At 67.2% G+C, this 14,207-nt stretch carries 12 protein-coding genes; 8 read left to right on the top strand and 4 right to left on the bottom strand.

The features are described 5' to 3' along the window. Positions 1-224 precede the first annotated feature (224 nt). Positions 225-2,735 carry a membrane-bound PQQ-dependent dehydrogenase, glucose/quinate/shikimate family gene (locus tag AC3IR9_RS12855; protein ID WP_489291115.1) on the top strand — a complete coding sequence of 837 codons (2,511 nt, stop codon included), beginning with the start codon at positions 225-227 and terminating at the stop codon, positions 2,733-2,735. Positions 2,736-2,886: 151 nt separating this feature from the next. Beyond that, positions 2,887-3,393 carry an REP-associated tyrosine transposase gene (locus AC3IR9_RS12850; RefSeq protein WP_489291114.1) on the top strand — a complete coding sequence of 169 codons (507 nt, stop codon included), beginning with the start codon at positions 2,887-2,889 and terminating at the stop codon, positions 3,391-3,393. Between the two features lie 92 nt (positions 3,394-3,485). Here AC3IR9_RS12850 and AC3IR9_RS12845 read toward each other — a convergent pair whose 3' ends face one another. Continuing rightward, the gene (locus tag AC3IR9_RS12845; protein WP_489291113.1) at positions 3,486-3,878 is read right to left on the bottom strand and encodes a DUF3037 domain-containing protein; all 393 of its coding nucleotides are present in this window, start codon (positions 3,876-3,878) and stop codon (positions 3,486-3,488) included. After that, a complete protein-coding gene (locus AC3IR9_RS12840; RefSeq protein WP_489291112.1) occupies positions 3,856-4,632 on the bottom strand; it encodes a HipA family kinase in 777 nt (258 codons plus the stop codon). Before AC3IR9_RS12840 ends, AC3IR9_RS12845 begins: the two co-directional genes overlap by 23 nt. A gap of 397 nt (positions 4,633-5,029) precedes the next feature. Between AC3IR9_RS12840 and AC3IR9_RS12835 the strand changes: the two genes are divergently transcribed. Further along, positions 5,030-6,295 carry a cytochrome P450 gene (locus tag AC3IR9_RS12835; protein WP_489291111.1) on the top strand — a complete coding sequence of 422 codons (1,266 nt, stop codon included), beginning with the start codon at positions 5,030-5,032 and terminating at the stop codon, positions 6,293-6,295. A gap of 159 nt (positions 6,296-6,454) precedes the next feature. After that, positions 6,455-8,917, top strand: coding sequence for a S9 family peptidase (locus tag AC3IR9_RS12830; protein WP_489291110.1), 2,463 nt, complete (start codon positions 6,455-6,457; stop codon positions 8,915-8,917). A gap of 297 nt (positions 8,918-9,214) precedes the next feature. Here AC3IR9_RS12830 and AC3IR9_RS12825 read toward each other — a convergent pair whose 3' ends face one another. Next, positions 9,215-10,072 (bottom strand): LysR family transcriptional regulator, encoded by an 858-nt coding sequence (locus tag AC3IR9_RS12825; protein ID WP_489291109.1) that lies wholly within the window; start codon positions 10,070-10,072, stop codon positions 9,215-9,217. Positions 10,073-10,218: 146 nt separating this feature from the next. Between AC3IR9_RS12825 and AC3IR9_RS12820 the strand changes: the two genes are divergently transcribed. The 3 genes from AC3IR9_RS12820 (at position 10,219) to AC3IR9_RS12810 (ending at position 12,933) form a co-directional block, all read left to right on the top strand. Then, positions 10,219-11,343 (top strand): agmatine deiminase family protein, encoded by a 1,125-nt coding sequence (locus AC3IR9_RS12820; RefSeq protein WP_489291108.1) that lies wholly within the window; start codon positions 10,219-10,221, stop codon positions 11,341-11,343. 74 nt (positions 11,344-11,417) lie between these two features. Next, complete coding sequence (locus tag AC3IR9_RS12815; protein ID WP_489291107.1) at positions 11,418-12,095, top strand: HAD family hydrolase; 678 nt, start codon at positions 11,418-11,420, stop codon at positions 12,093-12,095. A 70-nt stretch (positions 12,096-12,165) separates the two neighbouring features. Next, the gene (locus tag AC3IR9_RS12810; RefSeq protein ID WP_489291106.1) at positions 12,166-12,933 is read left to right on the top strand and encodes an SGNH/GDSL hydrolase family protein; all 768 of its coding nucleotides are present in this window, start codon (positions 12,166-12,168) and stop codon (positions 12,931-12,933) included. Positions 12,934-12,967: 34 nt separating this feature from the next. Here the strand turns inward: AC3IR9_RS12810 and AC3IR9_RS12805 are convergent, their stop codons facing one another. After that, on the bottom strand, positions 12,968-13,510 hold the full coding sequence (locus AC3IR9_RS12805) for a thioesterase family protein (protein ID WP_489291105.1): 543 nt from the start codon (positions 13,508-13,510) through the stop codon (positions 12,968-12,970). A gap of 69 nt (positions 13,511-13,579) precedes the next feature. On the opposite strand from AC3IR9_RS12805, the gene AC3IR9_RS12800 reads away from it, so the two are divergent. Continuing rightward, positions 13,580-14,161 carry a TetR/AcrR family transcriptional regulator gene (locus AC3IR9_RS12800; RefSeq protein WP_489291104.1) on the top strand — a complete coding sequence of 194 codons (582 nt, stop codon included), beginning with the start codon at positions 13,580-13,582 and terminating at the stop codon, positions 14,159-14,161. Positions 14,162-14,207 lie beyond the last annotated feature (46 nt).

The raw sequence follows: 14,207 nt of genomic DNA, 5'->3' as shown, positions 1-14,207 counted from the left end.
GCCGCTGCACTGCAGGACCCCAACGACGCCGGCCTTGTGCCGGCGTCGTTGTAGGTGGCGCCGGTCGGGCGGGGGCCTTGCCGATCATGGCGGCCGGGTGAAAGAACGCATGCACTTCACGGCGGCGGTGGGATAACAACTTCCGAACCAGCGGACCTTCGCGTCCGCGATGGCATTCCATCTGCGACCGGGCTGCGCGCCGGCCGCGCTGTCTGGAGAGCACGATGTCCGCTTCGCCCCCCGTATCCTCCTCCGCGCCGCGGCGTCGCCGCCACGTGCTGATCACCCTGCTGTCGATCGTGCTGGTCCTGCTGGGCCTGGTGCTCGGTGGGCTCGGCGCCTGGCTGGCCGCGCTCGGCGGCTCCTGGTACTACGTGCTGGCGGGCGTGGGCCTGCTGGTGGCCGGCGTGTTGCTGTGGGGCAACCGGCGGGCCGGCGCGCTGTGGTTCGGCGCGGTGTTCCTGGGCACGCTGCTGTGGACCGCGTGGGAGTCGGGCAGCGATTACTGGCGCTGGGTACCGCGCCTGGGCCTGGTGGTGGGGATCGGCTTCGTGCTCGCCCTGCTGCTGCCCACGTTGGACCGGCCGTTCCAGCGCCGGGTCTCACGCAGTATTGCCGGTGTGCTGGCGCTGGTGTTCGTGGCGGCATTCACCCTGGCATTCGTGCCGCACGGCATCACTGCAGCCGATGGCCAGTTTCCCGAGCCGATGACCAGTACCGGCCTGGCGCCCACCGCCGAAGCCCCACTGCAGCCGGCCGACAGGCCCGCCGACGGCGACTGGGCCGCCTATGGCCGCAACAATGCCGCCACGCGGTTCTCGCCGTTGCAGCAGATCACCCCGGACAACGTCGGCACGCTTGAGCAGGCCTGGCTGTTCCGCACCGGCGACCTGCCGGAGAAGCGCTGGGGCGCGGAAACCACCCCGTTGAAGGTCGGCGACACGCTGTACCTGTGCACCGCGCGCAACCATCTGGTCGCGCTCAATGCTGCCGATGGCACCGAACGCTGGCGCTATGACCCGAAGATCAAGGACAAGTCGATTCCCTATACCGCCGCCTGCCGGGGCGTGTCGTACTACGAAGTGCCGGCCAGCGCGCAGCAGAGCGCCGATGCCGATGTCGCCGCAGACCTGGCCAGCGGGCAGGTGGCGGTGCCGCTGTTGACCCAGTTGCCCCGCAGCGCGTGCGCGGCACGCATCATCGAAGGCACCCTGGATGGCCGCCTGATCGCCGTGGATGCGGCCACCGGCAAGCCGTGCGCAGGCTTCGGCAACAATGGCCAGGTCGACATCACCGTCGGCATGGGCGACAGCCCGGCCGGTTATGTCTCCATCACCTCGCCACCGGCCATCGTGCAGGGCGTGGTCGTCACCGGTCATCAGGTGCTCGATGGCCAGCGCCGCGATGCACCGTCGGGCGTTATCCAGGCCTATGACGCGGTTACCGGCAAGCTGCGTTGGGCCTGGGACATGGTCAAGCCCGAACGCAACGGCGCGCCGCCGCCGGGCGAAACCTATACCCGCGGCACCCCGAACATGTGGACCACCGCCACCGGCGATGACGAACTGGGCCTGGTCTACCTGCCGATGGGCAATTCGGCCGGCGATTACTGGAGCGGCTCGCGCACCGAGAACGAAAACAAGTACGCCACCTCGCTGGTCGCCATCGATGTCAACACCGGCAAGCCGGCCTGGCATTTCCAGGCGGTGCGCAAGGATGTGTGGGACTACGACATGGGCTCGCAGGCCACGCTGATCGACTACCCGACCGCCGCCGGCAAGGTGCCGGCGATCCTGCTGCCCACCAAGCAGGGCGACCTGTACGTGCTGGACCGCCGCACCGGCGCGCTGCTCACCGCCGCCGAAGAACGCAAGGTGCCTGCCGGTGGCGTGGAGCCCGAGCAGCGCTCGCCGACCCAGCTGTTCTCGCTGTACCACACGCTGCGCAAGCCGGACCTGACCGAGCGCGACATGTGGGGCATCACCCCGATCGACCAGCTGGTGTGCCGCATCCAGTTCCGCAAGGCCAGCTATGAAGGGTTCTACACGCCACCGACGGCCGACCGTCATTCCATCGAATACCCCGGTTACAACGGCGGTTCGGATTGGGGCAGTGTCGCGGTCGATCCGCGTCGCGGGGTGATCGTAGCCAACTACAACGACATGCCCAACTACAACCTGCTGGTGCCGCGCGCCAAGGCCGACAAGCTCGGCTGGGTACCCCGCGAGGACGTACGCGCCGACAAGGGCGGTGCAGAGGGCGCCGGCGACCCGCAGGTGGGCACGCCGTACGCCATCGACGTCAACGCCGGCTGGCGCCTGCCGTTCACCAAGCTGCTGTGCAAACAGCCCCCGTACGGTGGCATCCGCGCGGTCGACCTGCGTACCGGCAAGACCTTGTGGGACCGCCCGTTCGGCAGTGCGCGCGGCAACGGCCCGTTCGGCATCCGCTCCGGCCTGCCGATCGAGATCGGCACGCCCAACAATGGCGGCTCGGTGGTCACCGCCAGCGGCCTGATCTTCATCGCCGCGGCCACCGACGACCTGCTGCGCGCCATCGACCTGAAGACCGGCAAGGAACTGTGGCACGCCAAGCTGCCCGCAGGCGGCCAGGCCAACCCGATGGTCTACGAATTCGGTGGACGGCAGTACGTGGTGATCATGGCCGGCGGCCATCACTTCATGGAAACCCCGGCCGGCGACTACGTGATTGCGTACGCGTTGCCGAAGGGGTGACCTAAAGGCGGACGGATGCCTGGGTGCTGCCCGGGCGCCCATCCAACACAGTCGACCCGGTCGACCCGGTCGGCACACCCGGCACACCCGGCACACCCGATACACCCGACACACCCGGGGAAATCCCCACCCGAAGGCGCGACGTCCTCCGATGCCGGCACGTAGTTGCGTTCGGCATGCTGCAGCCATGAGCAGCCCAAGACTCCAGCTTGGTCGTCGATCCATGGTCGGAAACGTCTACGCGATGACAATGGTCTGCCTTCGTCGGCAACCTGCATTCACGGACGAGGAGGCTGCTGGAATTGTCATGCGCCTGCTCCGTGCCATGGACGAGGAAGGACTGACCTGTTCCATCGCCTGGGTAGTCATGCCGGATCACGTGCACTGGCTTGCGCAGCTTCGCGGCCACACGCTTGGGTATTGCGTGCAACGCTTCAAGGCACGCAGCGGCTTTCTGCTCAACCAGAGACGGGGTAGCGCCGGTGCGGTGTGGCAGGCCGGCTACTATGAGCACGCAGTACGATCCGAGCAATCATTGCGAGACCAGGCGATGTACATTCTTGGCAACCCGGTTCGCGCCAATCTCACTACAAGGGTAGGGGAGTATCGGCATGCGTGGTGCCGGTGGGCATTGGATGAAGCCGACAAAGCCGACTAACAGTCGGCTCTACCTCGGGTTCATCGTGACGGGGTTCATCGTGACGGGGGGCTCATCGTGACGGGGGGCTCATCGTGACGGGGCGCGCGCGATCAGCGCGGCACCCGCACCATCCTGGTCAACAGATGTTCCACCACCCCTGCCGGTTCGGCGGTGCGCCCCACATGCGTGCTGGACATCTGCACCACCGAGCTGCGCTTGGCGGTGAGGAAGTGGAACCGCGCGCGGGCCGGCAACTGCGCGATCGGCCCGGCATTGGCGTCGCCGCGACAGATCGCCACGATCGCATCCAGCCACGGTTGCAGTGCCTCCATGTCCAGTGCCGGCGCGAACGCCTGGATCCGCGCCGGGTCGATTTCGATCGCCGCTTCCAGGTGCTTTGCTCCCGGGCAGGAGACGATCACCCCGACGTTGATGAACTCCTCGCGCTCAACCCGCGGCACCACGCGGATCACCGCATAGTCATAGGTGTGCAGCGTGCGCACGGGCGGCCTCCTGGACGAACACGGCCCGCACCTGCAGGCGGCGTTTGAGGTAATCGATGTAGGCCTGGCGATAGGCGACCGGGCTGTCGAAGGCGGGCTCGTCCACCAGCCAGCTGTCGGGCACCAGGGCCACGATGCGCTCGATCTGCGCATCGGTCAGCAAGGCCGCCAGTGCGCCATCGACCTCGGCGATCCTGGTGGAGAACGGCAGCATCACATGGTCGCGGATCAGCACGAACGGCTTCTCGCAGGCGTCGCCGGCGTTGGCCCAGTCGTGATGGAAGTACATCGCCGCGCCGTGGTCGATCAGGTACAGCTTGCGGTGCCAGACCATCAGGTTGGGATTGCGCGCGGTGCGGTCGACATTGCTGGTGAATGCATCGAACCACACGATCCGCGAGGCCAGGTCGGCATCGACCGGCATCGCCGCCGGATCGTAGTTGATCGCGCCGGGCAGGTAATCGCTGCCCAGGTTGAGCCCCTCGCTGGCGCGGATCAGGTCCTGGATCTCCGGATCGGGTTCGGTTCGGGCGAACTCGCGATCCAGTTCGACGAACATGATCTCCGGAATCGGCAGGCCCAGCGTGCGTGCCAGCTCGCCGGCGATCAGCTCGGCGATCAGTGCTTTCGGGCCTTGGCCGGCGCCACGGAACTTGAGCACGACCATGCCGTCGTCGTCGGTTTCGACCACGGCAGGCAACGAGCCGCCTTCGCGCAGCGGCGTGATGTAGCGAAGCGCGTGTAGGGTGCGCACGGGGTGTCCATGGAGGGAGTGCGGGCCATCTTACCGTGACGGGCAGTGGGGCCGGGGCGACGGGATTTGTGACGCCAGTCTCGCCAGATATGCGAGACGGAATGTGAAATCAGAGCGTTTTCCGGCGGCAGCCCGCCAAGGATCAAAAAGTGCCTGCCGCGCCGGGGTTTGCGTGCTAAAAGGAGGCGCCAGACATCCAGCATCTGGTAGTCGATATCGGAACCACGACGAAACATAAGGAGTCATACCATGGCTAATCTTGTTCGCGCCCTGCAGGTTTCACTGAACCTGCGTTCGCACAGTCCGACCCAGAGCATCCGTTCGAAGTACATTTACTGGATCATTTTCTAAGCGCACCGACGCCGCGTTTTTTTCGTGATCATGCCAGGGGTGGTCAATGGCCGCCCCTGGTATTTCAGGGGGTGATATGGTCGATCGGGGCGCGGGCGCGGAAGTCATTTCAATTGATCACCTGCTTGAACGGGTCCGCCAGGAGGGGCCGGTTCTCACGTTTGAAAACGACGTGATCGGCATTTTCGATCCGGCCTTGGCGGTCAAGGTCGACAAGGCAAATACAGACAAGCACACGGTGCCCGATTCGCTCATCGATTACCTGGGCCTGCGCGGATCGGCGGCGCCCGTCGCCTGGCGCGAAGTGCGTGCATTACTGAGCGAGCAGGGCGGCCGGCTTGCAGCGCCGGAGCACATGCGCACCCTGTATGGGCGCATGCATGCATTTCTGTCGCAGCGCTGTGGCGCGGTCCACGACTTGAGCGAGCTCAGCTGGTGGGCCATCTCCGAACCGCTGTTGCCGCTGCTGATCGATGGCATGAGCCCGCGCGATACCGATGCCTTGATCGGCGAGCAGAAAACCCGCTACAACGGCATCGTCCTGCAGGACTTCTCGTTCCTGCGCCGGGTGCTGAATTTCCATCTGTCGCGCAAGGCCGCGCGCACGGTGGCCCGGCAGATCAAGCAGCGTACGCGCGCAGCGACCCCGCGCGACGACTTCCTGCAGTCGCTGCTGCCCCTGGTCGACCGGATCGGCGTGGATCGGGTGGCCTATCTGATTTCGACCGTCCTGGCCGGTATGTCCGGCCTCCCGGGGATCACCGCCGCCAGCCTGCTTTATGCGATGCACCGCTACCCGGAGTGGCGCGAGCGGATCCGTGCGGAGACCACCGCGCTGCCCCTGGATGCCCTGTATACGCTGCCGATGCGGGAACTGCCGTGCACGTCGCGATTCGTCAAGGAGACGATCCGGGTCTGGCCGGGGTTGTTTGCGCTGCGTCGCCCCGCCTGGCATGACATCGAGGCCGACGGGGTGTCGATCAAGAAGGGCGCCGCTTACGAGCTGTCGTCTTATTTCCAGCATCATTCCCCCGAGTACTGGGATGCGCCGGATGTGTTCGACCCGGACCGATGGCTGCCTTCGCGCAGACAGCCCAACAAAGGGGCTTACGTGCCCTTTGGGTTTTCATCGCGCGCCTGTATCGGCAGCGCTGTCGGTCACGCGCAGCTGGTGCTGTTCTGCGCGCTGATCACCCGCGATTTCGACATCCAGGTGCAGGCCGACCCGGCGCCCTGGATGAAGCTGGAGGGGTTTGCCATTCCCATTGATTTCCGGGGCGTGCTGACGCCGCGTACCCCGACGCCTGCCTGACGCGGGCCTGGGCGTGCCGGAGCCTCGATGGCCGGCCGCCTTGCCGGATTGGGCGGCTAGTGCTTTCGGCCCATCCGGTGGCGATGGGCCGGTGCTAGATTCTGGGTCTGCCCGGGCCCACGCATGGCCCCGGGACCCCATCACTGCAAGGGAATCAGGATGCTCATCCGCCGCTCCATGCTGGCTTCGGCTGTTGCCGTGGCCACCCTCGGCCTGTTGGCCGCTGCGCCGGCCTTCGCCGACTACGCCAAGCCGCCCGAACACCTGCTCAAGGTGCTCAAGGCGCCGCCGCCGCCGATGCCCAGCCTGGACCCGAGCGGGCAGCGCCTGCTGCTGACCACCGCGCAGACCTATCCGTCGATCGAGCGCGTGGCGCAGCCGTACCTGAAGCTGGCCGGGGTGCGCCTGGAGCCGAAGAACCGCAGCCGCCACGATACCCAGGGCGGCTACGGCATTCCGGCCTGCGTCGCCGATTTCACCCTGGTGGAGGTCGGCACCGCCAAGCACACCCCGGTGACCTTGCCGCAGGGCTGCGCCGGTGCGGCGCAGTGGTCGGCCGATGGCCAGCATTTTGCGTTCCAGAATGCGGTGGCTACCGCGGTGCAGTTGTGGGTGGGCGATGCGAGCACCGGGCAGGTCAAGCAGATTCCGAACGTGCAGCTCAACCCGATCTTCGGTTACACGCTGCAGTGGCTGGGCGGTGGGCAGCAGCTGCTGGTCAAACTGGTGCCGGCCAACCAGGGCCCGGCGCCCACCAGTGGCAATGGCCCGGGCGGCCCGGACGTGCAGGAGTCGCTGGGCAGCAGCGGCGAGAGCAGCACCTATGAAGCGCGCGATACGTTGACCAGCGCGCACGACGAGAAGCTGTTCGGCTATTACGGGCTGTCGCAGTTGGCGGTGGTCGATGCGGTGGCCGGCAGCGTACGCCCGGTGGCTGCCCCGGCGCTGTACAACGAGGTCAGTGCCGCCCCGGATGGCGTGCACGTGCTTACCGAAACGCTCAAGGCGCCGTTCTCGCATGCGGTGACCTACCAGCGCTTCGCCAATGACGTGGCGGTGCTGGACATCGGCAATGGCCGCGCCACGCCGGTCGCCAGCCTGCCGCTGGCCGACCGCGTGCCGGTGCACGGTGTGCCCGAAGGTCCGCGTGAGTTCGATTGGCGCGCTACCGATCCGGCGACGCTGGTCTATGCCGAAGCACTGGACAAGGGCGACTGGAAAGTGACCGTGCCGCATCGCGATCGCGTGTTGTCGTTGAAGGCACCGTTCACCGGCACCCCACAGGAGATCGCACGCACCGCGCAGCGCTTTGAAGGCATTGCCTGGAGTGCCGATCCGGCGGTGTCGTTCGTGTTCGAAAACGACGAGAACCGGCATTGGCGGCAGACCCGCATCGTCGATGTGGACCAGCCGAAGAAAGCGGGCCGGCTGTTGTGGGACCTGTCCAGCGATGAGCAGTACGCCGACCCGGGCAACCTGGTGTTCAAGCGCCTGCCCAACGGTGCCTCGGTGGTACGCCAGGAAGGCCCGTTCGTGTTCCTGCGCGGGCAGGGGGCGTCGCCGCAGGGCGACCGCCCGTTCCTGGATCGGCTGGACCTGGGCTCGCTGAAGAGCGAGCGCCTGTTCCGCAGCAGCACCGATGCCTATGAGCAGGTGCTTGGCCTGACCTCGACCCCGGGCCGCTACCTGACCTGGCACCAGTCGGTGATGGACCCGCCGAACGCCTTCCTGCGCCAGCAGGGGGAGCGCGAGGCAACGGCGAAGGAGGGCGAGGCCCAATACGCCTCCACCGCCACCGCACTGACCCGGTTGACCGACCCGACCCCGGAAGTGCGCCAGATCCACAAGCGCCTGGTCACCTACAAGCGTGCCGACGGCGTGGACCTGTCCTTCACCCTGTACACACCGCCGGGTTACAAGGAAGGCCAGCGCGTGCCGGCGATCCTGTATGCGTACCCGGCCGACTTCGCCAACGCCGCGCAGGCCGGGCAGGTGTCCGGCTCGCAGCAGACCTTCACCCGGCTGGCGCCGTACCGGCTGATGCTGCTGGCCGGCTACGCGATCATCGACAACGCCTCGTTCCCGATCGTGGGCGACCCGAAGAACGCCTACGACACTTACCTGGAACAACTGGAAGCCGATGCCAAGGCAGCGGTGGACAAGGCCGTGGACCTGGGCGTGGTCGACCGCAACCGCATCGGTGTGACCGGGCACAGCCACGGTGGCCTGATGACTGCCAACCTGATCGCGCACACCACCCTGTTCAAGGCCGGTGTAGCCACCAGTGGCTCGTACAACAAGACCTTCACCCCGTTCGGTTTCCAGAACGAGCGGCGTTCGGTGTGGCAGGCGCAGGACGTGTACCTGAAGGCATCGCCGTTCTTCTATGCCGACAAGATCAAGCTGCCACTGCTGCTGGTGCATGGCGAAGACGATGCCAACCCGGGCACCGAGCCGTTCCAGTCGCGCAAGTTGTACCAGGCCATCCGCGGCAATGGCGGCACCACGCGGTTGGTGATGCTGCCCAATGAACCGCATTGGTACACCGCGCTGGAATCGAACGAGCAGCTGGTTTACGAAATGCTCAACTGGTTCGATACCTACGTGAAAAACGCCCGGTAGGTACCGACCGTTGGTCGGTACGCCCGCGATCAGCGTCACCACCAACGGTGGTGACCTACCTGGAAGGGTATCGGTGCCCGCGTGTCGGGAACCACGACGGGCCCCGGCAAACATCGGAGTGCGCATGCGCCTGTGCGTTCCGCAAGCCGAGCCCGTTGGCGGCCGGCAGGCCCTTGGCAAAATAAAGGAGGAGGCCGTCGCCGCAGGCGTCGGCCGGGGGACATTTGCGAAAGGGCCTGCCGGCCGCCAACGGGCTCGGCTTGCGTTACAGCCAAGCGAAGACACGGCGCCGCTTGGCTATTCCAGCGCCTCCAGCAGCCATGCACAGAACTGCGCAACCAGTGGATCGCTTTCGCTGTCGCGATGCACCAGCCAGCTCCAGCGCGGGCCGCCTACCGTCTGCTCAACGAGCGGCTGCAATAGCCCCTGGCCGCGCAGGCGCGTGGCCAGCAGTTCGCTGACCAGGGCAATGCCGAGGCCCTGGCCGGCGGCATCCAGCAGTTGCCCCGGCTCGGAGAAATTCAGGCCCTGGCGTTGCTGGCCGACATCCACGCCGCCCTGCACCTGCCAGTGGCTCCAGTCCATCTCGCGCTCGCCGTGCAGCGTGGTGCGCGCGGCCACCGGCAGTGCCAGCACGGTGGGGTGGCACGCCGGGTACAGGCGGTCGTCCAGCAGCACGCGATGACGGCATGCGGCCTGCGCATCCAGATCATCGCGCACGGCGATGTCGATGGTCTGGCTGTCCATGTCCGGCGCCTCGTCAGTGGTCAGCAGCCAGAGGTCGGCCTGTGGCTGGCGACGCTGGAAATCGGCCAGGCGCGGCACCAGCCAATGCCGCGCGAACGCCGGCGTGGTGTTGACGATCAACTGGTTGGGCTTGCGGTACTGGTCCAGCCGGCGGATGCCCCCCGCCAGCTGGCACAGCATGGCCTGGGTGGTCCCGAGCAGGTCGGCGCCGGCATCGGTGAGGCTCACGCTGCGGCCCTGGCGGAAGAACAGCGGCTGCTCCAGCGCGCTCTCCAGCCCGCGGATCTGCTGGCTGATCGCCGACTGGGTGAGGTGCAGTTCCTCGGCGGCGCGATGAAAACTGCCCAGCCGGGCGGCGGCTTCGAAACCGCGTAGGGCGTGCAGCGGAGGCCAGTGTTTGAGGGTCATTGATAAGTCCAGCTAACCAGTTGTCTGCAGAATCTATCGTTTGTTTCGCCAGTCAGGCAAGCCTACGCTGGGCGCAGGCAGGCAAGCCCGTTCGCGTCGCCTGATAAGCCAACCTTCACCTCTCTGTGCCCCCCTGGAGTTTCGCGATGTCTTCCCGCCGTCGTTTCCTCACCCAACTTGGCCTGGCCACCGGTGCCGGCGGCATGGCCGCGCTCGGCCTGGGGTCGGCGCTGCCGCCAGCCATGGCCGCGCAGCCACAGGGCCGGTACATGCCCGACGAACATGGCCCCCAGCAGCGGATCATCGTGGCCTTCGCGGCCCGCCCGGCGGTATGGGGCGAGAGCGCTGCGGCGGTCAATGATTGCATTGCTACGCTGGCCCGCACCATCGCCCGCCACCAGGCGGTGACGGTGCTGTGCCGGCCGGAGCAGCTGGCCTTGGCGCGCCGCCGCTGCGGCGAGCAGGGCGTCGAGTATCTGCCGATGCCGCTTGATGATGTGTGGGTCCGCGACTACGGCGGGTGTTTCGTGGTCGACGACCAAGGCGGGCTGGGCCTGGTCGATTTCAACTTCAATGGATGGGGCGGCAAGCAACGCCATGCCAACGACACCGGCGTAGCGGAGACGCTGGCCGGGGAACTGGGGGCGCGCCTGATCGGCAGCACGCTGGTGGGCGAGGGGGGCGGGATCGAAGTGGACGGTCATGGCACGGCGATCCTCACCGAGAGCTGCTGGGTCAATGACAACCGCAACCCGGGCATGAGCCGGGCGGCGATCGAGGCCGAGCTGAGGCAGCAGCTGGGCCTGCGCAAAGTGATCTGGCTGCCGGGTATCAAGGGCCGGGACATCACCGATGCGCATGTGGATTTCTACGCTCGTTTCGTTCGCCCGGGCGTGGTGGTGGCCAACCTGGACAACGCCCCGGATTCCTACGACTACGACGTCACCCGCGAGCATCTGCAGATCCTCAACGCCGCCACCGACGCCGACGGCGGCCGCCTGCAGGTGCACACCCTGCCGCCACCGCGCAATGGGCGCGACAACATCTACACCCGCGACAACCCGGACCTGGCGTTGGGCTACATCAACTACCTGCCGGTGAATGGTGCGGTGATCGTCCCGCAGTTCGGCGATGCCGCGGCCGACCGCTATTGCCGTGACCTGCTGGCGCGCCTGTATCCCGGCCGGGTGATCGAGCCGTTGGATATCGATCCGATCGCCGCCGGCGGGGGCGGCATCCATTGCGTTACCAAGAACATGCCGCAGCTGTAGTGCACCTGCTGGCAGGCGCTGGACGCGGAGCAGGCACTGACCAACAATGCCCCTCCGCGCCAAGGAGGCCACCGATGCAGCAAGGCAGCGTAGTGGTGTTTGATTTCGACCTGACCCTGACCCGTTGGGAGACCGCCAGCCGCTTCTTCAAGGGCCTGCTGCGGCGCGACCGGTGGCGGCTGGGCGTGCTGCTGCTGGCCGTTCCCGTGCTGGCACCGCTGCTGTTGCCGGCGCGCACGCGGCGCCTGCCGGTTCGGTTCGCGGTGTGGCTGGCGACCTTCGGCCGCAGTGCGCAATGCCTGGATGGCTTGGCACAGGCGCATGCCGATGCGGTGTTTGCCGGCAACGAGGCGCTGTTCCTGCATGACGCGGTGGCATGCCTGCAGCAACACCTGGCGCAGGGCGACCGCGTGGTGATCGCCACCGGCTGCTGGGAGCCGCTGGCGCGCGCCTTGCTGGCGCGCGGTGGGTTGGGCGAGGTGCCGCTGGTGGCATCCACGCTGCGCCCGCTGCTGGGGGGCTGGGTCAGCGAACAGCATTGCCTGGGCGAGAACAAGATCCCGATGCTGGCCGCGCGCGGGTACGCACCGCCGTGGGCGATGGCCTATACCGATCACCATGCCGACCTGCCGGTGCTGCGCAACAGCCAGCAGTGGTGCCTGGTCAGCCCCACGGCCGGCTGCCTGCAGCGGATCGAGCAGGCCATGGCGGTGCGTGCGACGGTGCTGGAATGGCGCACGGCAGGCGGGTAGGCGCCCGGCTTCCGTGCGGGGCGCCGCTGCTGCATCATCGGTCGCATCCATCTGTGAGGGAGATCGACCGATGCGAAGCACCGCCCTGCTGATCCTGCTGGCCACGCTGTCCGCACCGGGAGCCCATGCTGCCGACACACCGGCGGTCAACCCGATGCTGCGGGCCGCGCCTGCGCAGCTCACCCCGGATCAGGTGCGATTCCTGCAGCAACGGGTGGGCGATTTCGCGCAGCTGCAGCGCTACCGCGATGAGAATGCAGCGCTGGCACCTGCGCCGGCAGGCAAACCGCGCGTGGTGTTCTTCGGCGACTCCATCACCGAAGGCTGGGGCCGTACCGGCAGTGCCACGTTCTTTCCCGGCAAGGGGTACATCAACCGTGGCATCAGCGGGCAGACCACCGCGCAGATGCTGCTGCGCTTCCGCCAGGATGTGATCGCGCTGCGGCCGGCCGTCGTGGTGATCCTCGCCGGGACCAATGACATCGCCGGCAATACCGGGCCAGCCAGCCAGGCGATGATCGAAGACAACCTGCACTCCATGGTGGAGCTGGCCAAGGCCAACGGCATTGCGGTGGTGCTGTCCTCGGTACTGCCGGTCAGTGAATATCCGTGGCAGCCGGGCGCGCGGCCAGCGCCGAAGGTGCGCGCGCTCAATACCGCACTGCGCGCGTATGCCGGTGCACGCCACCTGGTGTATCTGGACTACTACACGCCGCTGGCCAATCGCGAAGGTGGCCTGGACCGGTCTTTGGCCACCGACGGTGTACATCCCACCGCCGCCGGTTATGCGCGCATGGCGCCGCTGGCCAACGCGGCCGTGCAGAAAGCCCTCCGCTAGCGCCGGGCCACGCTGGGCAACAGGTTTGCCGGGCTCAGCCGTCGTCCAGCTTCAATGCCGCATCGGCGGCCAGCAGCGCCTCGGCTGCCGCGCTCAGTGCGGGCGAGGGCGGGCACTCGGCCCCGATCGCCTGCATCATCCGCGGCATGTCGACGAAGCGGCGCTGGCGGCGGTCGTAGATGCCGGTCACCAGCAGCGCGCGGGTGGCGATCTTTCCGTCTCCCAACAGCACGCGCTGCTCCATGATCACCCGCGTGCCAACCCAGCCCACCAGCCGCGTTTCCAGGGTGAAGCGCTGGAAGGGCTTGAGCTCGCGGCGGAACTGGATGGTGCCGGCGCCGACGATCGGCGCCCACTTCTCGCGCAGCGCCACGCGCCCGAGCCCCATGCGCAGGATCAGGTCGAGCCGGCCCAGGTCGAAGAGGTTCCAGTAGCGCCCGTTGGTCATGTGCAGGTTGCTGTCCAGGTCGTTGGGCAGCACCCGCAACGGCAGTCGCGACACCCCGAACGGGGCGGCCAGCGTGGGCCGGAAGAAGCTGCACAGCAGCAGGTGCACCAGGCGGAACCAGAGATTCATTGAATTATTACGACTGTTATAGAGTGTTTACGCTAATCTATGACGACTGTCTTAGCAAGGATCGGCGCCATGAGCCCTCGCCCTACCGATGCACCGCAGCGCGTGGTTGCCGCCGCTGCGGAAATGCTGGCGCGGGTCGGCCTCAACGCCACCAGCATCCGCGAGGTGACCAAGGCGGCCGACGCGCCGCTGGGGTCTACCTACCATCACTTCCCCGGCGGCAAGCAGGAGCTGCTGGCACTCGCCACCACCCTGGCCGGCGACAAGGTCGATGCATTGCTCGAGCGCGTTCTGCAGGCCGGTGCGCAACAGGGCCTGCAGCAGTTTCTGCAGATGTGGCGCGAGCGCCTGCTGCGGACCCACTTCGAGGCCGGTTGCCCGGTCCTGGCCGCGTCGGTGGAGCAACCCGTGGAGGCGGTGCCAAGCCAGGCGCGGGCTGCTGCAGCGGCGGTGTTCGCGCGCTGGGAGCAGCGGCTTGGCCAGGCGTTGATCGACGCCGGGCACGGGCCGGAGCAGGCGGCCATGCGCGCGACGGTGATCATTGCCGCGGTGGAAGGCGCGGTGGCGATGAGCCGGGCGATGCAGGATATCGCACCGTTTGATCGCGTCGCGCAGCAGTTGCAGGCAATGGTGGAGTGTCCTGCAGACTGAGCGTGTCGGCGGCGGGGTGCTGGGGGGTATGCGCAGCCGCGCATGG

Source organism: Stenotrophomonas sp. GL_101, assembly GCF_057835675.1.
The sequence above is the reverse complement of the archived record's forward strand: the minus strand, read 5'-3'. Positions and strand labels throughout refer to the sequence as shown.